Below are 20,949 nucleotides of genomic sequence, written 5' to 3' on the forward strand. Positions count from 1 at the left end.
TATGGCCCCGCCCGCCCGCCAGGGGCGGTTATCGTGCGGCTCATGCGTTTCGGGGTGCTGGGTCCGCTGTCTGTGTGGACCGACGACGGCCGGCTCGTCACAGTGCCCGGCCTCAAGGTGCGGGCGCTGCTGGCCGACCTGCTGGTGTACGAGGGGCGTCCGGTCCCGGCCGACCGGCTGATCGACGACCTGTGGGGCCAGGATCCGCCCAGTAACCCGCCCGCCGCGCTGTCGGTCAAGGTCTCCCAGTTGCGGCGGGTGCTGGAGGACGCCGAGCCCGGCGCACGGTCGCTGGTGGTGTCCCGCCCGGCGGGCTACCTGCTTCAGGCCGATGACGAGCGGGTGGACGCGCGGCGCTTTCGCGCCCTCACCGCCCGGGCGCGCGAGACCGCCGAGCCTGCGGCGCGGGCGGGGGCGCTCGCGGAGGCGCTGGCGCTGTGGCGGGGCCCGGCGTTCGCCGACTTCGCCGACGAGCCGTTCGTCCAGCCGGTGATCGCCCGGCTGGAGGAGCTGCGGCTGGCCGCGCTGGAGGACCACGCCGAGGTGCGGCTGGCGCTGGGCGAGCACGGGGTGCTGGCGGCCGAGCTGGGCGACCTGCTGGCGGCGCACCCGCTGCGGGAACGGCTGCGGGCCGCGCACATGCGGGCCCTGTATCGGGCGGGCCGGCAGAGCGAGGCACTGGACAGTTACGAGCGGCTGCGGGCCGAACTGGCCGACGAGCTGGGCCTGGATCCCGGCCCGGAGCTGGTCGCCCTGCACCGGGCGATCCTGACGCAGGACCCCGCGCTGGACGCGCCGCCCGCGCCGGCCGCACCGCTGGCGGCGGACGCTTCCCGGCCCCGCACCAACCTGCACGCCCCCGCCACCGGCCTGGTCGGCAGGGACGAGGCCGTCGCCGAGATCAGCGCTCGGCTGGAGAGCGACCGGCTGGTGACGCTGACCGGGCCCGGCGGGGTGGGCAAGACCCGGCTGGCGACCGAGACGGCCGGGCGGCTGCTCGGCGCGTTCCCCGACGGGGTGTGGATGGTCGAACTGGCCGCCTTCGAACACCCGTCCGCCGCCGAGTTGGCCGACGCGGTACTGCGGGTGCTGGACATCCGGGACTCCCCCGGTCAGAGCGCGGCGGCCCCGGTTGGCCGGCTGGCCGAGGCGCTGGCGGCCCGGCGGCTGCTGCTGGTGCTGGACAACTGCGAGCACGTCGTCGAGCAGGTCGCGGACCTGGCCGAGCCGCTGCTGCGGGCCGTGCCGCGATTGCGGGTGCTGGCCACCAGCCGCGAACCGCTGGGGCTGCCCGGCGAGGTGGTCTGGAACGTCCCGCCGCTGACGGTGCCCGGGCGCGACGCCGAGCCCGACCCGCAGACGCTGGCGGAGTCGGGCGCGGTGCGGCTGTTCGTGGAGCGGGCGTCGGCCGCCGCGCGCGGGTTCCGTCTCGACGCCGAGAACGCGGCGGCCGTCGCGGTGCTGTGCCGGCGGCTGGACGGGATCCCGCTGGCGCTGGAGCTGGCCGCCACCCGGGTGCGGGCGCTGGGCGTGCACGGGCTGGTGGCCCGGCTGGACGACCGGTTCCGGCTGCTGGCGACCGGACAGCGGGGCGCCCCGCACCGGCAGCGCACCCTGACGGCGATGATCGACTGGAGCTGGGACCTGCTGGCCGAGCCGGAGCGGGCGGTGCTGCGCCGGCTGGCCGTACACGCCGACGGGTGCTCACTGGAGGCCGCCGAGGCCGTCTGCGCCGGGGACGACCTGCCCGCACAGGAGGTACTCGACCTGCTGGTCCGGCTGGTGGACCGCTCCCTGGTGGTGATGGACGAGCGCAGCGACGAAGGGCCCCGCTACCGGCTGCTGGAGTCGGTGGCCGCCTACTGCGCCGACCGCATGGACGAGGCGGGCGAGCACGAGCGGGTACGACTGCGCCACCGCCGCTACTACATCGAGGTGGCCGAACGCGCCGAACCCGAGCTGTACGGGCATGGCCAGGGGCGATGGCTGCGGCTGCTGGACGGCGAGGCCGCCAACCTGCGCTCGGCGTTCGACGGCGCCGTCGCCTCCGGGGACGCCGAGGACGCGCTGCGGCTGGTGAACGCGCTGTCCTGGTATTGGTTCCTGCGCGGCAGGCTGGCCGAGGCCCGGCGGTCCTTGGCGGCGGCGCTGGCATTGCGGGCTGCGGAAAGCAGCCCGGTCGCGTCCCGGGCCAGGGCCATGGCGTGGCACGCGGGCTTCGCGGCGCTCCAGGGCGACACCGCCGACTGGGCCGGCCGGTGTGACGCGGCGCTGCGGCTGCTGGAGGAGGCCGGCGATCCGGTGGCGCTGGCCCGGGCCCAGTGGTTCCTGGCGTTCACCGGCAGCGAGAGCGCCGACTTCACCGACAACAAGCACCTGCTGGACCGTGCCATGGAGGGGTTCCGGGCGTCCGGCGACCGGTGGGGGGAGGCGGCCACCCTGATCCAGCGCGCCCTGCACGCGCACTCGCGGGGCAAGACGGCGGTGCTGCGGCGGGAGGCCGAACGGGCGGCGCGGCTGTTCGGCGAGGCCGGCGACCGGTGGGGGCAGCTCCAGGCGGCCGCGTGGCTGGGCGCCCACGCCGAGCTGACCGGCGACCATGTCCGGGCGGAACGGTTGCAGCATGAGGGCCTGCGGCGGGCCGAGGAACTGCGGCTGTGGCCGGACGTCGCCATGCTGCTGGGTTGGATAGGTTGGATCACGATGCTGCGCGGCGACCACACGGCGGCGCGCGGGCACTGCGAGCGGGCCCGACGGCTGGCCCTTGAGCACGGGCACCGCCACGCCTTCAACCTCGCCGAGATCGGACTGAGCATGGCCGCCATCCGGCAGGGCGAGTTGGACGTCGCCGAGGAGCACCTGCAGGGCCTGCTGAAGGACATCCCCCAGGACGGCGACGCCGATCCGCCGATGCATCTAACGCTGGTCCAGATCGGGCTGGGCCTGGTGGCCGAGCGCCGTGGCGACGCGGCCTCGGCCCTGGCGCTCCACCGCGACGCGCTGGCCGTCGCGATCCGCTACGGCGCGCCCCGCGACACGGCGGGCGCCCTGGAGGGCGCGGCCGGTGCGCTCAGCCTGGCGGGCCGCCACGCCGAGGCCGCCCGCATGCTGGGACAGGCGGCGGCGGTGCGCGACTCCTACGGGCTGACCGCGGGCCTGGTCGAGCGCGAGGACATCGCCCGCGTCACCGGGCGGATCCGCGCCGCCCTGCCGCAGGACGCCCTCGACGCCGAGTTCGAGCGCGGGGCCGCGCTCTCCCCGGCCGACTGCCTGCGGGAGGCCGAGGCCGTCCGGCTCACCGGACCCGGGTGAGGGGGATGCTGCCGCCGCGCTCCACGGGGATCATCCGGTCGCTCAGCCCGCGCCGCCGCAGTTCCGCCTCGAAGTCCGACAGCGGCGACTTCATCACCGAGTAGTCGTCGTAGTGGACCGGCATGACCCTGTCGGGCTGCACCGTCTCCACCCAGTCGGCGCCCTGCCGCCCGTCCATGGTCACCGTGACCAGGTTCAGCGGCCGGGTGCCGCCCAGATGGACGATGCCCAGGTCGATGTCGGGGTAGCGGTGCCGGACCTCGGCGATCTGGTCGTACATCACCGTGTCCCCGCTCTGGTACAGGCGCAGGTCGGTCGAGCCGCCGGTGCCGAACTCCAGCAGCGTGCCGATCACCGGCGGGAGCAGGAGGTGCACCGGGTCGGGGCCGTGCCGGCCGGGCAGCGCGGTGATGCGGACCCACCGGTCCCCCTTGGTCAGGGTGCGGTGCCGCCAGATCTCCAGCCCGTCCGCCTCGCCGAAGCCCCGCCTGCGCAGGGCGCGGGCGGCCGCCTGGGTGGTCACGATCGGCAGCGACCGGTCGAGGTGACGTTCGGCCACGCCGTCCCAGTGGTCGCCGTGCAGGTGGGACAGCACCACCGCGTCGAGTTCGGGCAGGTCCTCCACGGCCAGGGCCGGATCCTTCAGCCGGGTGGTCACGATGCCGTAGCCGAGGTGGACCCGGTGGCCGCGCGGCACGAAGTTGGGATCGGTCAGCAGCGTGAAGGCGCCATAGTGAATGATCACGGTGGCGTTCCCGACGAACGTCACCGCGTCGCGGGTGATGGCCGGGCCTGAGCCGCCCGGAACCGGGACATCGGCCATGACGCGTCCTTTCGTCCGAGCACCCGCCGCGGACGCGTGTCACGTACGCGGGCGCGTGCGCGTGCCGTGAGCGCAGCCCCCTTACCCAGGACCCGGACGACCCATGCGACCGCTCGTTCCCGGGGACTTTACGAACCGGCCCGGCGGACGGCCGCGGCCCGTCCACGGCGGCCGCGCCCGCCGGCGACCGCCCGTCCGGCCGCTTCGCGGGTCCACGGCCGGCGGCGCCCGTCCGAGGCTCCGCGCCGGTACCGCCGTCATCTCGGCGCGGGCCGGAGCCGCCATGGAACGTCGTGTATCGCACCTGGAATCGGTCAATTAAGGCCGCGGGCCTTTTACCTCGCACAGCCCTCCGCGCACCCGGCGCCGGCCGGAAATCACCCGGCGCCGAGAGCGGTGAAGAGTCCTCATCGATTTCCGCCGGACCGTCCGCGCAGCCCACGGCCACCCGACCCCCTTCACAACCCAGCGTGACCATCGACGTCAACACAGAGTGAACAACTCTCCCTTTCTTCACACAAGAGCCTCTGTTTCGTGATACGTCCGAGGGTCGCCAACCAAAAGGGATATGAGTAGCTTCGCCTGGTCGGGCTGAGAACCTGACGTTCCTTACCCCTGGACAGGAGGTGTGACAGTGCGGCGAGTCGTCCTCGCAGTAACCGGCGCCGTCACCGCGACGATGCTGGCGCTCCCCGCCTATGCGGGACCGACCAAACCGCAGGCCGAGGAACGGGCCACCGAGTACGTGGTCCTCTACAAGGAAGGGGTCTCCCTGGACAAGGCCCGCGCGGCCGTCAAGGCCGCCGGGGGCACGGTCCTCAAGGAGAACGCCTCCGTCGGGGTCGCCACGATCCGCACCTCCAACGCCCGGTTCGCCGCCGACGCCGGGCGGCAGGCGGCGATCGAGGGCGCGGCCGCCAACCGGACCATCGGGCACGCCCCCAAGGCGGCGCGCAGCCTGCACAAGCGCACGTCCGTCGAGAAGGAGGGCCGCGACGCCCACCGGCGGCAGGCCCCCAAGGGCGGCGCGAAGGGCTCCGAGCCCCTGGCGGACCTGCAGTGGGACATGAAGCAGATCGGCGCCACCGACTCCGGCTCCTACCGGGTGGAGCCGGGTGACCGGCGGGTGCTGGTCGGCATCATCGACACCGGCGTCGACGGGTCACACCCCGACATCGCGCCCAACTTCAACCGCAGGCTGAGCCGCAACTTCACCACCGACATCCCGGTGGACGCCAACGGCGACGAGGTCGACGGGCCGTGCGAGGTCGCCAGTTGTGTCGACCCGGCGGACGTGGACGACAACGACCACGGCACGCACGTGGCCTCCACCATCGGCTCGCCGCGCAACGGCCTGGGCATCGCCGGTGTCGCCCCGAAGGTGTCCCTGGTCAACCTGCGCGCCGGGCAGGACTCGGGGTACTTCTTCCTGCAGCCGTCCATCGACGCGCTGACCTACGCCGGCGACCACGGCATCGACGTGGTCAACATGTCGTATTACATCGACCCCTGGCTGTTCAACTGCACGGCCAACCCGGCGGACTCCCCCGCCGACCAGGCCGAGCAGCGGGTCATCATCAAGGCCACCCAGCGGGCGCTGGACTACGCCCGCAAGCGGGGCGTGACGCTGGTCGCCGCCGCCGGCAACGAGGCGGCCGACTACACCAAGCCCTTCCTCGACAGCAGCAGCCCGGACTACGCCTCCGAGCCCGGCGAGGCCCCCCGCGACCGGGAGATCCCGCCGAGCTGCATCTCGATGCCGTCGGAGGGCAAGGGCGTCATCCCGGTGTCCTCGACCGGCATCAGCAAGCGCAAGGCGTACTACTCCAGCTTCGGCAAGGGCTACGTCGCGGTGGCGGCGCCCGGCGGCGACAAGTACGACACCGCCGACGGCAAGATCGACCACAACCGGGGCATCTGGGCCGCCTACCCCGAGCGGCTGGCCCGCGAGCGGGGCGAACTGAACGCCGACGGCACGCCCAACGTCCCGTACGTGATCCGCAGTTGCAAGGGCGGCGAGTGCGCCTACTACCAGTCGCTGCAGGGCACCTCGATGGCCTCGCCGCACGCGGCGGGCGTGGCCGCGCTGATCGTCAGCAAGTACGGCAGGCGCGACCGCGGCGGCCTGACGCTCGACCCGCGCGTCACCGAGTCGATCCTGCGCTCCACCGCCACCGAGACGGCCTGCCCGGCGGGTGGCTCGTACACCTACACCCGGTACGTGCTGCAGGGGGACGGCGGCTACACCAAGGTGGTCACCACCCACACCTGTGAGGGCTCCAAGAGCAACAACGGGTTCTACGGGAGCGGCATCGTCAACGCCCTGACCGCGGTCAAGCGCTGACGTCCCCTCCTCTGGCGGCCCCGCACCGGCTCCGGTGCGGGGCCGCTTCATGTGCTCCTTTTCCGTCCTCCTGACCTGCACGAACGGGCGCCGTTCCGGACCGTGCCGCACCGTGCGCGGCCGCCCAAGCCCAAGAACTCCATACCCGAACGGGCGTTTTCGTGACTCCGCAGCGGAAAGTGAAAGTCACAGCTAGTGATCGCGGAGCGGGAGGACCGTTGGCCGTCCGGGAGCCCACGTGGAGCGTGCGGGAGCACCGCCGTACGCTCGACGAACTGGTCCGCCGGGAGAACTTTCCGGTCGCGACACGGCTGCTGCCGCCCCGGTACCGGGCCCGCCTGCTGGCGGTGTACGGATTCGCGCGGCTGGTCGACGACATCGGTGACGAAGCGCCGCCGGACGAGCGCGGCACACTGCTCGACCTGGTGGAACGCGACCTCGACGTGCTGTACGCGGGCGGGCGGCCACAGCTGCCGCAGCTGCGCGAGCTGGCCGGCACCGTGGCCGCCTGCCGGATCCCGGCCGAGCCGTTCCACCGGCTGATCCGGGCCAACCGGCAGGACCAGGTGGTCCACCGCTACGACACCTTCGAGCGGCTCCGGGAGTACTGCGTGCTGTCGGCCAATCCGGTCGGGCACATCGTGCTGCACGTCTTCGGCGCCGCCACTGCCCACCGCATGGCCTTCGCCGACCGGATCTGCACCGCGCTGCAGCTCGTCGAGCACTGCCAGGACGTCGGCGAGGACTACCGGCGCGGGCGCGTCTACCTGCCGGCCGAGGACCTGCGCAGGTTCGGCTGCACCGAGGCGGACCTGGGACGGCCGGTGACGCCCACCCGGCTGCGCGGCCTGCTGGCGTTCCAGGTGGACCGCGCCCGGCGGCTGCTGAACGAGGGGGCCCCGCTGATCGGGACGCTGTCCGGCTGGGCCCGGATCGCGGTGGCGGGCTATGTGGCCGGCGGGCGCGCCACCCTGGCCGCCTTCGAACGCGGTGGTTACGACGTGCTCGGCGGGCGGCTGCGGGCCGGCCGGGCGAGGCTGCCGGCCGAGTGGTCGCGCGCCCTCGGAAGGAGTCGACCTTGACGGTGCCGAGCGCCTACCAGCACTGCGAGCAGATCGTGCGCGGCCAGGCCCGCAACTTCTGCTACGGCATCATGCTGATGCCACCGCCCAAGCGGCGGGCGTTATCGGCGGTCTACGCCTTCGCCCGGCGGATCGACGACATCGGCGACGGCGACGAGCCCGCCGAGCGGCGGCTGGTGCTGCTGGCGCAGGCGCGCTGGCAGTTGGAGGCCGTGCGCAACGTCAGCCACGGCTGCGCGGGCACGGGCGACCTGGACGGTGATCCGGTGCTGGTGGCGCTGGCCGACGCGGCGACCCGCCACCCGATCCCGCTGAGCGCCTTCGCCGAGCTGATCGACGGCTGCGAGAGCGACGTGCGGGGCGCCGAGTACGCCACCTTCGAGGACCTGCTGCAGTACTGCCGCCGGGTGGCGGGCTCGGTGGGACGGCTGTCACTGGGCGTGTTCGGCGCCGCCCGGCCGCGGGAGGCCGCCCCGCTCGCCGACGCCCTCGGCGTCGCACTGCAGCTCACCAACATCCTGCGGGACCTGCGCGAGGACCGTGCCGGCGGCCGCGTCTACCTACCCGCCGAGGACCTGGCCAGGTTCGGCTGCACCCTGGACCTGGACGGGGCCGGCCGGTTCACCGACCCGCCGGACCGGCTGCGCGAGCTGGTGCGGTTCGAGGCGACCCGGGCACGGGCCTGGTACGAGACCGGGCTGCGGCTGCTGCCGATGCTCGACCGGCGCAGCGCCGCCTGCACCGGCGCCATGGCGGGCATCTACCGCCGGCTGCTGGAGCGGATCGCCGACCGTCCCGAGACCGCGCTGCACGCACGCATGTCCCTGCCCACCTGGCAGAAGGCGATGGTCGCGACCCGGGCGCTGACGGGGGTGAAGCGGTGAGCGTGGTCATCGTCGGCGGCGGCCTGGCCGGGATCAGCGCCGCGCTGGCCCTGCAGGAGGTGGGAGTGCCGGTCACCCTCGTCGAGGCGCGGCCCCGGCTGGGCGGCGCTACCCACTCGTTCCACCGGCGCGGCCTGGCCGTCGACAACGGCCAGCACGTCTTCCTGCGGTGCTGCACGGCGTACCGGGGGCTGCTGGAACGGCTCGGCACGCACCACCACGTGCACGTCCAGGACCGCTTCGACGTCACCGTCCTGCGGCCCGGCGGGGTCGCCGGCCGGCTGCGTCGGTCCCGGCTTCCCGGGCCGCTGCACATGCTCCCGGCGCTGGCCCGGTACTCGGCGCTGCCCGTGGCCGACCGGCTGCGGACCGTCCGCGCGGCGCTCGCCCTGCGGCGCCTGGACCCCGGCGCCCCAGAGCTGGACGAGATCAGCGCGGGGCGGTGGCTGGCCGCGCACGGGCAGCGGGAACGGGCACGGCGGGAACTGTGGGAGCCACTTCTCATGGCGGCGCTCAACGCCGGGCTCGACGAGGCGGCGATGGGAGCGGCGGGCATGGTGTGCCGCACAGCGCTGCTCGGCCGCCGCGACGCCGCCGACATCGGTGTCCCCGCCCTGCCGCTCGGCGACCTGCACGGCGCCGCCGCCCTGCGGCGGATCGAGGAGGGCGGCGGCAACGTCCTGCTGCGGGCCAGGGCGGAGGCGGTGACGGCCGACCCCAAGGTGGTCGTGAACGGTACGCCGCTCGGCGCGGACGCGGTGATCCTGGCCGTCCCGCACGAGGCGGCGGCCCGGCTGGCCGGCGAGGAGACCTGCCCCGACCGGGACCGCTGGCCCGCGCTGGGCGCCGCCCCCATCGTCAACGTGCACGTCATCTACGACCGGCCGGTGCTGGACCTGCCGTTCGCCGCCGCCGTCGGCTCACCGGTGCAGTGGGTCTTCGACCGGACGGCGCCCAGCGGCCTGGCCGAGGGCCAGTACCTGGCGGTGTCACTGTCGGCCGCCGACCGCTGGATCGAGCTGTCCACCGCCGAACTGCGGGCGGTGTTCGTGCCCGAGCTGGCCCGGCTGCTGCCCGCCGCACGGCACGCCCGGGTGCTGGACCTGTTCGTCACCCGGGAACGGCGGGCGACGTTCCGCCAGGCCCCGGGCAGCACGGCGGGGCGCCCCGGTGCGGCGACCCGTACGCCAGGGATCTTCCTCGCCGGCGCGTGGACCGCCACGGGCTGGCCCGACACCATGGAGGGCGCCGTGCGCAGTGGCCTCACCGCCGCCCGGCTGGTCCGCCGCCACCTGCGGGAGGTGCGGCAGCGATGACCACCGTGCCGATCTCGATGCTGGACGTGCGGGCGCAGATCGACGGCGCGATGCGCGCCGCGGTCGGCCGGCTCGATCCCCGCACCCACCGGGTGGCGGCCTACCACCTCGGCTGGGCCGACGCCGCAGGCCGCCCGGCCGACGCCGGCGGCAAGTCGCTGCGGCCCGCGCTGGCATTGCTGTCGGCCCGCGCCGCCGGGGCCGATCCCGAGGTCGGGGTGCCCGGCGCGGTCGCGGTCGAGCTGACACACGCGTTCTCGCTGCTGCACGACGACATCATGGACGGCGACCGGACGCGCCGGCACCGCCCCGCCGCCTGGACGGTGTTCGGCGAGCCGGCCGCCATCCTCACCGGGGACGCGCTGGCGGCGCTGGCCGGTGAGCTGCTGCTGGAGGTCCCCGGCCCGGGCGGCCCCCGGGCGGCGCGCTCACTGGCCGCCGCCACCCGCCGGCTCATCGCGGGTCAGGCGCTCGACCTCGGCTTCGAGGAGCGCGACCAGGTCGGCCTGCGCGAATGCCTGACCATGTCCGCCGACAAGACGGCGTCCCTGCTGGCGTGCTCGTGCTCGATCGGGGCGGTGCTGGCCGGGGCGCCCGAGCCGCTGGTCGCCGGGCTCGCCGCGTTCGGCGCCGAGCTGGGCCTGGCCTTCCAGCTGGTGGACGACCTGCTCGGGGTGTGGGGCGAGCCCGCCGTCACCGGCAAGCCCGCGCTGTCGGACCTGCGCTCCCGCAAGAAGACCCTTCCCGTGGTGGCCGCGCTCACCGCGGGGACGGCCGAGTCCGCCCGGCTGGCCGAACTGTACGCGCGGCCGTCACCGCTGTCGGACGCCGAACTGCGCGAGGCCGCCCGGCTGGTCGAGGCGGCCGGGGGACGCGGCTGGGCCGAGGCGGAGGCCGGGCGCCGCGTCGAGCGGGCCGCCGCCCACCTGGCCGACGCGGACCTGCCCGACCTGGTCCGTACCGAGTTCCTCGACATCGCCGCCTTCGTGACCCGCAGGGACCACTGATCGACCACGAGCCGCGCGCTTTCACCGCCGGGGTGAGTCCCGTCCGAAGGCGGAGGTCTCCACGTCCAAGGAGTTCCATGTCCACGACCGTTCCCAGTGTTCCGGCCACGACCGGGCCGGGCCCGACCACCACACCGACCACGGTCGCCGCCCCGGAGGTGGCGTCCGCCACCGCGTTGCGGGCCGCCACCGCACTGCGGGCCGCCCGCGACCACCTGCTCTCGCTGCAGTCTCCCGAGGGCTGGTGGAAGGGCGAGCTGCGGACCAACGTCACCATGGACGCCGAGGACCTGCTGCTGCGGGAGTTCCTCGGCGTCCGCTCCGAGGCCGACACCCGGGGGGCCGCCGACTGGATCCGCTCCCAGCAGGCTCCCGACGGGACCTGGGCCAACTTCCACGGCGGCCCGCCGGACCTGTCCACCACCGTGGAGGCGTACACGGCGCTGCGGCTGGCCGGGGATCCCGTCGACGCCGCGCACATGCGCCGGGCCGCCGAGTACGTCCGGCGGGAGGGCGGCATCGAGGGCACCCGGGTGTTCACCCGGATCTGGCTGGCCCTGTTCGGGCAGTGGTCCTGGGACGACCTGCCGGTGATGCCGCCGGAGCTGATGTTCCTGCCGCCCTGGTGCCCGCTGAACGTCTACGACTGGGCGTGCTGGGCCCGTCAGACGATCGTGCCGCTCACGGTCGTCGGATCGGTGCGTCCGGTGCGCCCGCTCCCGTTCGGCCTGACCGAGCTGCACGCCGGGCGACGGCCGTCCGGGCGGTCCGGGCGGCCGTCCCTGCCCGGCTGGCGGGAGGTCTTCGCCGGCCTGGACCGCGCCCTGCACGTGTACGAGCGGCGTCCGCTGCGCGGCCTGCGGACGGCCGCGCTGCGCCGGGCCGGCGAGTGGATCCTGGCCCGCCAGGAGGCGGACGGCTCGTGGGGCGGCATCCAGCCGCCCTGGGTGTACTCGCTGATCGCACTGAACCTGCTCGGGTACCAGGTGGACCATCCGGTGATGCGGCGCGGCCTGGCCGGCCTCGACCGGTTCACCATCCGGGACGGTCAGGGACGGCGGCTGGAGGCGTGCCAGTCGCCGGTGTGGGACACCGTGCTGGCCGTGAACGCGCTGGCCGACGCGGGCCTGCCCGCCGACCATCCGGCACTGCTGCGCGCCGCCGACTGGGTGCTCGGCGAGGAGGTGCGGGGGCCCGGCGACTGGGCGGTGCGGCGCCCGGAGGTGCCGCCGGGCGGGTGGGCGTTCGAGTTCGACAACGACTGCTACCCCGACACCGACGACACCGCCGAGGTGATCCTGGCGCTGAGCCGGGTGGCCCATCCGCAGTCGGACCCGGCGGTCGAGCGGGCCGTGCGCTGGCTGGTCGGGATGGCCTCGCGGGACGGCGGGTTCGCCGCCTTCGACGCCGACAACACCCGCACGCTGTGCACCAGGCTGCCGTTCTGCGACTTCGGCGCGGTGATCGACCCGCCGTCCGCGGACGTCACCGCGCACGTCATCGAGGCGCTGTGCCGGCAGGGCCTGGCGGACTCGCCGGTGGTGCGGCGGGCGGGCGTGTGGCTGCTGAAGGCGCAGGAGCCGGACGGGTCCTGGTTCGGCCGGTGGGGCGCCAACCACGTGTACGGCCTTGGGTGTGTCGTCCCGGCCCTGGTCGCCGCGGGTGTGCGGCCGGACGCGCCGCAGATCCGCCGCGCCGTCGCCTGGCTGGAGCGGCACCAGAACACCGACGGAGGCTGGGGCGAGGACATGCGCTCCTACCGCGACCCGGCATGGATCGGCCGGGGCGAGTCGACCCCCTCGCAGACCGCCTGGGCGCTGCTGGCGCTGCTGGCCGCCGGTGAACGCTCCACCGCCGTCCACCACGGCGTCACCTGGCTGGTCGAGCATCAGCGGGAGGACGGCGGCTGGGACGAAGACCACTACACCGGCACCGGCTTCCCCGGCGACTTCTACATCAACTACGAGATCTACCGGCTGGTGTTCCCCCTGAGCGCGCTCGGGCGCTACCTGAAGGGGACCTCATGACCGCCCGCCTGGCCGTCTGCGCCGCCCTCGGCATCGAGGCACGGGCCCTGGCGCGCGGCGGCCTGCACGTCACGCGGACCGGGATGGGCCCGCGCCGGACGCTGGCCGCCGCGGCCCGGCTGCCGACGTTCGACGCGCTGGCGATGGCGGGTTTCGCGGGCGCGCTGGACGACCGGCTGCGGCCGGGCGATCTGCTGGTCGCAACCGAGGTGCGGGTGGGCGACCGGACGCTGCGGTGCCGCTCGGCCGAGCTGCTGGCCAGCCGGCTGGCCCGGGGCGGGGGCAGGGTGCGGCTGGGCCCGCTGGTCAGCACCGACCACCTCGTCAGCGGCGCCGAACGCCGTGCCCTGGCCGCCACCGGGGCACTGGCGGTGGACATGGAGTCCGGTTTCCTCGCGGCGGTCTCCGGGACCCGGCCCTGGGCGGTGGTCCGCGCCATCGTCGACACCTCGGACCGCCCCCTGCTGCACCCTTCGACCATCGGGGGCGCCCTGGCCGCGCGGCGGCGGCTGCGGGAGGTCGGCCCCGCCCTGACCGACTGGGCCGCGGCGCTGGGTCCCCGCCGGGTGCTGCTGCCCTCGCCCCGGTCCTTCTGCGCCGGGGTCGAGCGGGCCATCGAGGTGGTGGAACGGGCGCTGGACCGGTACGGCGCGCCGGTGTACGTCCGCAAGCAGATCGTCCACAACACCCACGTGGTCGACGGCCTGCGGCGGCGCGGCGCGGTGTTCGTGGAGGAACTGGACGAGGTGCCGCCCGGCGCGGTCGTGGTGTTCTCCGCGCACGGGGTGGCGCCGGCGGTGCGGGAGCAGGCCGGCCGCGCCGGGCTGCGGGTGATCGACGCGACCTGTCCGCTGGTGGCCAAGGTGCACGCGGAGGCCCGGCGGCTGGCCGCCCGCGGGGACCTGGTGGCACTGATCGGGCACGCGGGTCATGAGGAGACCGAGGGCACGCTGGGCGAGGCCCCTGACTCGACGGTGCTGGTGGAGACCGTCGAGGACGTGGCGAACCTGCCCGCCGGGCGCCGGGTCTCCTACCTGATGCAGACCACGCTGGCCGCCGACGAGGCGGGGCGGGTCGCCGACGCGATCAGGCGCCGGTTCCCGGACGCGCAGGGGCCGCGCTCGGCCGACATCTGTTACGCCACCACCAACCGGCAGCGGGCCGTGTGCGAGGTCACCGGCGAGGCCGACCTGGTGCTGGTGGTCGGCTCGGCCAACTCCTCCAACTCCCGCCGGCTGGTCGAGGTCGCCGAGCGGGAGGGCACGCCCGCGCTGCTGGTCGACGGCCCGGCCGACATCCCGCTGGACCGGCTGGCCGGAGTCGGCACGGTCGGGCTGACCGCCGGGGCGTCCGCGCCGCCGGCGCTGGTGGACGCGGTCGTCGAGGCGCTGCGCGGCCTCGGCCCGGTCAGGGTGGAGGAACGGTCCGTCGTGACGGAAACGGTGGAGTTCGGCCTGCCCAAGGAGGTGCGTCCCTGATGGGGATGCCACTGCGTCAGGCGCTGCGCGTCGGCGGCCACATCCTGGCCAACAGGCTGCGTGGCCGCGAGAAGTTCCCGCTGCTGGTGGAGCTGGAGCCGCTGTTCGCCTGCAATCTGGCCTGTGCGGGCTGCGGCAAGATCCAGCACCCGGCCGCCGTGCTGAAGCAGCGGATGCCGGTGGAGCAGGCGGTCGCCGCGATCCGCGAGTGCGGGGCGCCCATGGTCTCCATCGCGGGCGGCGAGCCGCTCATGCACCCGCAGATCGGGGAGCTGGTCGCCGAGCTGGTCCGGATGCGGCGGTACGTGTTCCTGTGCACCAACGCGCTGTTGCTCCCCAGGAAGATCGACCTGTTCAAGCCGTCCCGCTACTTCGCCTGGACGGTGCACGTCGACGGGCTGCGCGACCGGCACGACGCGTCGGTCTGCCGGGAGGGGGTGTTCGACGAGGCGGTCGAGGCGATCCGGCTGTGCCGCGAGCGCGGGTTCCGGGTGACCACCAACACCACCTTCTTCAACACCGACACTCCGCGGACCGTCATCGACGTGCTGAACCACCTCAACGACGACCTGGGCGTGGACCAGATGATGATCTCCCCGGCCTACGCCTACGAGAAGGCGCCCGACCAGGAGCACTTCCCGGCCGTGGAGGAGACCCGGGCGCTGTTCCGCGCGGCGTTCGCGGGAGGCAACCGGCGGCGCTGGCGGCTCAACCACTCCCCGCTGTTCCTGGACTTCTTGGAGGGCAGGGTCGACTTCCCCTGCACCGCGTGGGCGATCCCGTCGTACTCGGTCTTCGGCTGGCAGCGGCCGTGCTACCTGATGAGCGACGGTTACGCGCAGACCTACCAGGAGCTCGTCGAGACCACCGACTGGGACTCCTACGGCCGGGGCCGCGACGAACGGTGCGCCAACTGCATGGCCCACTGCGGCTACGAGCCCACCGCCGTGTTCGCCACGCTGGGCTCGCTCCGCCAGTCGCTGCGGGCGCTGGGCGGCGGTTGATCAGCGGGGGTCCGCCGGGGTCACGCGTTCGCCGAACCGGCCGGCCAGCGTGCGGTAGACGGCGGGCGCCAGGCCGCGCACCGCGACCGGCAGCCGCAGCCATCCGGGCACGTAGATCTCGGGGGAGCCCGCCGCGATCCCGCGTACCAGCGCGCCGGCGACCCGGTCGGGCGGCAGCGGCCTGGGCCGCCCGCGGGTGTACGGCGCTCCCCGGCGGACGAAGAACGGGGTGTCGACCACGCCGGGGACCAACACCCCCACCGTCACACCGCTGCCTCGCAGTTCCTGCCGGAGGCTTTCGGCGAAGGCGTCCAGGCCCGCCTTGGTCGCCGCGTACACCGCCTCCCCCGCCACGCCGAGCCGCCCGGCGATGGAGGTGACGTACACCAGGCGGCCGCCGCCACGGCGGCGCATCTGCGGCAGCAGCAGGCGGGTGAGGCCGATGGGCGCGGCCAGGTTCACCGCCACGAGTCGGTCGCCGTCGGCGGCGGGCATCGCCTCGAACGGGCCCGCCCAGCCCGCCCCGGCGTTGCAGACCAGCACGTCGATCCGGGCGGCGACGTCCAGCGCCGCCGCGGCCACCCGTTCCACCTCGGCGGGGACGGCCAGGTCGCCCGGCACGGCCACGCCGCCCACCGCCCCGGCCACCTCCGCCAGCCGGGCGGCGTCCCGGCCGTGCACGATCACCTGGGCGCCGGCCTCGGCCAGCGCGGCGGCGGTGGCCCTGCCGAGCCCCGAGGACGCCCCGGTGACCAGCGCGACCCGGCCGCGCAGCCCGTCCCCCGTCATCTGCGCCGCTCCTCATGTACGGTCACGGCACCCCCGTTCGCATCGCCCCGGTGGCGGGGCGGCGGACAGACCGCCCGCTCGGACATCACTACCCACTGTGATCACGCCGATCACGTCACCGGCCTTCCGGCCGTGTGGCGGCCTCGCCATGACCGGGCCGCCTCCGGGCGTGAGGTGACGACACGGCGGACGGGTTGCTGTCAACGTCTGATCGTTCGCGCGAGGTGCGCAGGTCCCTAAGATGCGCGGCGAGTCGTCTTCCTTCAGGAGCCCCCCATGACGCAGCACCCACGCCCACGCCGCCTCGCGGCGGTCACGGCCATCGCCGCGCTGGCCGTGGCCGGGCCACTGGCCACCCCCGGATCGGCCGCGCCGGCCGCCGGGCACGGCGGGCCCGCGTTCACGCTGACGATCCTGCACAACAACGACGGCGAGTCCAAGCTGCTCAGCGCGCCGGGCCAGCCGGACTACGGCGGCGTCGCCCGCTTCGCCACCCTGGTCGGCAAGCTCCGCGCGCAGGCCACCACCGGCCGGCCGGGCCGCGGCCAGGCCGCCCGGCGCGGGGCGATCACGCTGTCGTCGGGCGACAACTTCCTGGCCGGCCCGGAGTTCTCCGCCAGCCTGCGCAAGGGGGTGCCCTTCTACGACGCGCTCGCGCTCAAGGCCGTCGGCTACGACGCGATGGCGATCGGCAACCACGAGTTCGACTTCGGCCCGGACATCCTGGCCGACTTCATCGGCAGCTTCGGCGCCGCGCCGCCCCCGTTCGTGTCGGCCAACCTCGACATGAGCGACGAGGCGCGGCTGAACGCGCTGGTGAAGAAGGGCACCATCGTCTCGTCGGTCACGGTGCGCGAACGCGGCGAGCGGATCGGCGTCGTCGGTGCCACCACGCCCGCACTGGCGGCCCTGTCCAGCCCCCGCCGGGTCAAGGTGCTGCAGGACGTGGCGGGACTGGTGCAGGCCCAGGTCGACCGGCTGTCCCGGCGCGGCGTCGACAAGATCGTCCTGATCAGCCATCTGCAGGGGCTGACCGAGGACCGGGCGCTGGTGCCGATGCTGCGGAACGTGGACGTGGTCATCGCGGGCGGCGGCGACGAACTGATGGCCTCCGACACCACCCCGCTGGTCCCCGGCGATGTGATCACCACTGATCCGGCCACCGGCGAGCGGCTGCGCTACCCGATGTACGCCCGGGACCGGGCGGGGGTGGACGTCCCGGTGGTGACCACCGCGGGCGACTACAAGTACGTCGGCCGCCTGGTGGTGAACTTCGACCGCCGCGGCAAGGTGGTCGGGGTCGACCGCGGCAGCGGCCCGGTGCGGGTCTCCGGGGTGGCGCCCGACGCCGTCGCCCCCGACCGCCGGGTGCAGCGCACGGTGGTCGAGCCGGTCTCGCAGTTCGTGGACGACATGGCGGCCAACGTCCTCGGCGAGTCGGCCGTTCCCCTGGAGGGCCGCCGGGATCCGGGCGTGCGCACCAAGGAGACCAACCTCGGCAACCTGATGGCCGACTCCCTGCTGGCCGCCGGGCGCAAGAACGCCGCCGCCTACGGCGTCACGCCGCCGCAGGTCGCCCTGCAGAACGGCGGCGGCATCCGCAACAACAGCCTGATCCCCGCCGGGCCGGTCACCGAGCTCAACACCTTCCAGATCGCCGCGTTCAGCAACTTCGTCTCGGTGGTGCCGGACGTGCCGCGCGCCCAGTTCAAGGAGATCCTGGAGAACGCCGTCTCCCGGATGCCCGTCGCCGACGGCCGGTTCGCGCAGGTGGCGGGCTTCCGCTTCACCTACGACCCGGCCGGCACCGCGCAGGTGGTGGACGACGCGGGCACCGTGCTGACCCCCGGCACGCGGGTGCGCTCGGTCACGCTGGACGACGGCACCGTCATCGTCGCCAACGGCCAGGTGGTGCCGGGCGCGGGCCTGTCGGTGGCCACCAACGACTTCAGCGCACGCGGCGGCGACCAGTGGCCGTTCCGCGGCCTGCCGTTCACCACGGTCGGGCTGACCTACCAGCAGGCGCTGGCCGACTACATCACCGGCGACCTCGGTGGCCGGATCACAGCGGCGGCCTACCCGGAGGCGGGCTCCGGCCGCATCACCACGCCGTAACCCCGGCGACCGGCCGACCGCGCCCCGCCGCCCGATGCACGGCCGGCGGGGCGCGGCGCCCGGCGAATCTCGACAACCTGTCCTTAATAGGACAGAGCACCCACTCCTTGCGGCATCACCGTTAGCCTTCCACCCAGACGAGCATGGCGTGTGGCCGCCCACAAGTCCGTACGCAACGGGAGGTTGCGGTGCACGACGACGAGCCGGCGTTCTCGTGGACCGAGGCGCACAAGGACCTCATGGCCGGGATCGACGCCTCCGTCCCGCACTCGGCGCGGATCTGGAACTACTGGCTGGGCGGCAAGGACCACTACCCCGTCGACCAGGAGGCCGGGGACGCCTACGTCAGGGTCTTCCCCGGCATCCTGGACATCGCCCGGGGCCAGCGGTACTTCCTGGCCAGGGCCGTGCGGTACCTGGCCGGTGAGGCGGGCATCGACCAGTTCCTCGACATCGGCACCGGCCTGCCCACCGTCGACAACACCCACGAGGTCGCCCAGCGGGTGAACCCCGCCTGCCGCATCGTCTACGTCGACAACGACCCCCTGGTGCTGGTGCACGCCCGCGCCCTGCTGGGCGGGACCTCGCAGGGCGTCACCCAGTACATCGACGCCGACGCCCGTGACCCCGAGGCCGTCCTGCGGCAGGCGGCCGAGACGCTGGACCTCACCCGGCCCGTCGGGCTGATGATGCTGGGCATCCTGGGCCATGTCACCGACGACGAGGAGGCGCGGTCGATCGTGCGCCGGCTGCTGGAGAGCCTGCCGTCCGGCAGCCATCTGGTGCTCGCCGACGGCACCGACACCGACCCGGCGTTCGTCGAGGCGCAGCGGTACTACAACGACGGCGGCGCGGCCCCCTACGAACTGCGCAGCCCCGAACGCATCGCCCGGTTCTTCGACGGCCTGGAGATGGTGGAGCCCGGCGTGGTCACGCTGCCGCACTGGCGCCCCGACATGCCCCCGCTCGATGACGGGAACGCCCACGTCGCCGAGGTCTGCGGCGTCGGCCGCAAACCCTAGCCGGACGTGGCCTGCGAGCCCTGCGCCCACCACCCCGAAGACGCGGGACGACGCCCGCCGGATGTCGCGCGCACCTCGACGATGACCGACTCGTTCCCCCCGGGCCCGCGACGATGCCCTGGTCACGAATTGCCGCATTGCTCCGGGAATGTCCCCGTGCGGCGTCCGGCTGGTCTAGCCTGACCAGCACATTGGCCGGACCCGAACGGGTATTCGCCGCGGCGCGGTGCCGCGCCTCCCCTCCCGAGGGCGGGAGCCTGCACACTAAGGAGTTCTGGTGAACAGAACGGAGCTGATCGAGGCGGTGGCGGCGCGGGCCGGCAGCGACCCGGCGGTGGCTCGACGCCATGTGGACGCCGTGTTCGAGACGATCATGGATCGGGTGGCGGACGGCGAGCGGGTCCTGGTGACCGGTTTCGGAACCTTCGACCGGGTCTCCCGTCCGGCCCGCACCGCCCGCAACCCCCGCACCGGCCTGCCGGTGGAGGTGGCGGCCACCGAGGCGCCGCGGTTCCGGGTCGGCCAGACCTTCCGGGACCGGGTGGCCGGCAGCGTGGCCGTCCTGGAGGCCGTGGCCGAGCCCGAGCCGGAGGTCCGGCCCGGGCCCGTCGCGGTGGTGCGGGACGGCAAGGTCGGCACCGAGCCGCCGCGCAAGGGCAAGAAGTCCAAGAAGGACGTCAAGCCCGCCGCCGAGGCGCCCAAGAAGGCGAAGAAGAAGCCCGGCAAGCCTGGTAAGCCCGGCAAGGACGTCCAGGAGAGCAGGGCCAAGGACGCCAAGGGCGGCAAGCCCAAGGGCAAGAAGGCCGTCAAGTCCCGCTGAGGCGGCGCGGGTCCCGGGTCACAGCGCCCAGCGCGGCGGGCGCTTCTCGAAGAAGGCGCGCCGGCCCTCCTCCCCCTCGGGACTGGCGAAGAACTCCATCGAGACCCGTTCGGCCAGGGTGAACGCCTCGTCGCGGGCCATCCCGTCCAGTTCGACCAGCAGCCGCTTGGTCCGCGCCACCGCCTTCGGCTCGGTGGCGCGGAAGGCGGTCAGCAGCCCGCCGACCGTCTCGTCCAGTTCCTCCCGCGGGCAGGCGGCGGTGAGCAGCCCGGACTCCACGGCTTGGGCGGCGGTGAAGGTCTCGCCGGTCAGGAAGTAGCGCGACAGCGCGCGGGAGTCCATCCGCGTCCGGCACACCACCGCGATCATGGCGGGCACCACCCCGATCCTGACCTCGGTGAAGGCGAAGGTGACGTCGTCGGGCGCCACCGCCAGGTCGCAGGCCGCCACGATGCCCAGCCCGCCGGCCCGGGCCGGCCCGTTGAGCCTGGCCACCACGGGCTTGGGCAGGTCCATGACGGCCGCCAGCAGTTCGGGCACCGACGGCCCCCGCTCCGCTCCGCCCGAGGCGATCTCCTTGAGGTCGGCGCCCGCGCAGAACACCGTGCCCGCGCCGGTCAGCACCACGGCCCGTACGTCGTCGTCGGCCCCGGCCTCGGCGAGCCGCGCGGCCAGCCCGGTGCGCAGCGCCTGCGACAGGGCGTTGCGGTTGGCCGGGGAGTTGAGCGTGATCGTGGCGATCCCGCGGTCAACCTCCAGCAGGACCGGCTGCTCCTCGGTCGTGGTCATCGACCCTCCTCACCTGCGGCCGTCCCCGGCCGCCTCCCTCGTCGATCACTGCTTTATATCGCCACTGCCCAGGCGGGCCGCCGCCCGGCGGGTGCCGGGATGACGGCCCCTGGGCCGGGCGCGCGGTCGTACGGCGC

General features: G+C 74.3%; 15 protein-coding genes. 12 read left to right on the top strand and 3 right to left on the bottom strand.

From position 1 onward, the window contains the following. Positions 1–42 precede the first annotated feature (42 nt). A complete protein-coding gene (locus tag C4U03_RS13295; RefSeq protein ID WP_103938062.1) occupies positions 43–3,312 on the top strand; it encodes a BTAD domain-containing putative transcriptional regulator in 3,270 nt (1,089 codons plus the stop codon). Here C4U03_RS13295 and C4U03_RS13300 read toward each other — a convergent pair. Beyond that, entirely contained in the window at positions 3,296–4,135 is an 840-nt protein-coding gene (locus C4U03_RS13300; protein ID WP_103938063.1) for an MBL fold metallo-hydrolase, read from the bottom strand. The genes C4U03_RS13295 and C4U03_RS13300 overlap by 17 nt on opposite strands. A 634-nt stretch (positions 4,136–4,769) precedes the next feature. On the opposite strand from C4U03_RS13300, the gene C4U03_RS13305 reads away from it, so the two are divergent. From C4U03_RS13305 to hpnH, 8 genes are all read left to right on the top strand, one after another. Continuing rightward, complete coding sequence (locus C4U03_RS13305) at positions 4,770–6,479, top strand: S8 family peptidase (RefSeq protein WP_103938064.1); 1,710 nt, start codon at positions 4,770–4,772, stop codon at positions 6,477–6,479. Between the two features lie 218 nt (positions 6,480–6,697). After that, positions 6,698–7,561 (top strand): squalene synthase HpnC, encoded by an 864-nt coding sequence (gene hpnC / locus C4U03_RS13310; protein WP_103938065.1) that lies wholly within the window; start codon positions 6,698–6,700, stop codon positions 7,559–7,561. A gap of 2 nt (positions 7,562–7,563) precedes the next feature. Next, complete coding sequence (hpnD, locus tag C4U03_RS13315) at positions 7,564–8,445, top strand: presqualene diphosphate synthase HpnD (RefSeq protein ID WP_235017887.1); 882 nt, start codon at positions 7,564–7,566, stop codon at positions 8,443–8,445. Next, a complete protein-coding gene (gene hpnE / locus C4U03_RS13320; protein WP_235017837.1) occupies positions 8,442–9,761 on the top strand; it encodes a hydroxysqualene dehydroxylase HpnE in 1,320 nt (439 codons plus the stop codon). Before hpnD ends, hpnE begins: the two co-directional genes overlap by 4 nt. Further along, the gene (locus C4U03_RS13325; RefSeq protein WP_103938066.1) at positions 9,758–10,768 is read left to right on the top strand and encodes a polyprenyl synthetase family protein; all 1,011 of its coding nucleotides are present in this window, start codon (positions 9,758–9,760) and stop codon (positions 10,766–10,768) included. The genes hpnE and C4U03_RS13325 overlap by 4 nt, the downstream gene beginning before the upstream one ends. Before the next feature lie 77 nt (positions 10,769–10,845). Beyond that, entirely contained in the window at positions 10,846–12,795 is a 1,950-nt protein-coding gene (gene shc / locus C4U03_RS13330) for a squalene--hopene cyclase (protein WP_103938067.1), read from the top strand. After that, a complete protein-coding gene (ispH, locus tag C4U03_RS13335; RefSeq protein WP_103938068.1) occupies positions 12,792–14,273 on the top strand; it encodes a 4-hydroxy-3-methylbut-2-enyl diphosphate reductase in 1,482 nt (493 codons plus the stop codon). Before shc ends, ispH begins: the two co-directional genes overlap by 4 nt. Further along, positions 14,273–15,277: an adenosyl-hopene transferase HpnH gene (gene hpnH, locus C4U03_RS13340; RefSeq protein ID WP_103938069.1), complete on the top strand. Its 1,005-nt coding sequence runs from the start codon at positions 14,273–14,275 to the stop codon at positions 15,275–15,277. Before ispH ends, hpnH begins: the two co-directional genes overlap by 1 nt. Here the strand turns inward: hpnH and C4U03_RS13345 are convergent, their stop codons facing one another. Beyond that, complete coding sequence (locus tag C4U03_RS13345) at positions 15,278–16,066, bottom strand: SDR family NAD(P)-dependent oxidoreductase (RefSeq protein WP_103938070.1); 789 nt, start codon at positions 16,064–16,066, stop codon at positions 15,278–15,280. 276 nt (positions 16,067–16,342) lie between these two features. Between C4U03_RS13345 and C4U03_RS13350 the strand changes: the two genes are divergently transcribed. The 3 genes from C4U03_RS13350 to C4U03_RS41795 all read left to right on the top strand — a co-directional run bounded on the left by C4U03_RS13350 (position 16,343) and on the right by C4U03_RS41795 (position 20,023). Further along, complete coding sequence (locus C4U03_RS13350; RefSeq protein WP_103938071.1) at positions 16,343–18,181, top strand: bifunctional metallophosphatase/5'-nucleotidase; 1,839 nt, start codon at positions 16,343–16,345, stop codon at positions 18,179–18,181. 239 nt (positions 18,182–18,420) lie between these two features. Next, positions 18,421–19,203 carry an SAM-dependent methyltransferase gene (locus C4U03_RS13355; RefSeq protein WP_103938495.1) on the top strand — a complete coding sequence of 261 codons (783 nt, stop codon included), beginning with the start codon at positions 18,421–18,423 and terminating at the stop codon, positions 19,201–19,203. Between the two features lie 277 nt (positions 19,204–19,480). After that, complete coding sequence (locus C4U03_RS41795) at positions 19,481–20,023, top strand: HU family DNA-binding protein (protein WP_160146977.1); 543 nt, start codon at positions 19,481–19,483, stop codon at positions 20,021–20,023. An 18-nt stretch (positions 20,024–20,041) separates the two neighbouring features. On the opposite strand, the gene C4U03_RS13365 is transcribed toward C4U03_RS41795, so the two are convergent. Beyond that, positions 20,042–20,812, bottom strand: a complete 771-nt coding sequence (locus tag C4U03_RS13365; RefSeq protein WP_103938073.1) for an enoyl-CoA hydratase-related protein — start codon at positions 20,810–20,812, stop codon at positions 20,042–20,044. Positions 20,813–20,949: the final 137 nt, after the last annotated feature.

The organism is Thermomonospora echinospora, from assembly GCF_900108175.1.
Lineage (GTDB): Bacteria > Actinomycetota > Actinomycetes > Streptosporangiales > Streptosporangiaceae > Thermomonospora > Thermomonospora echinospora.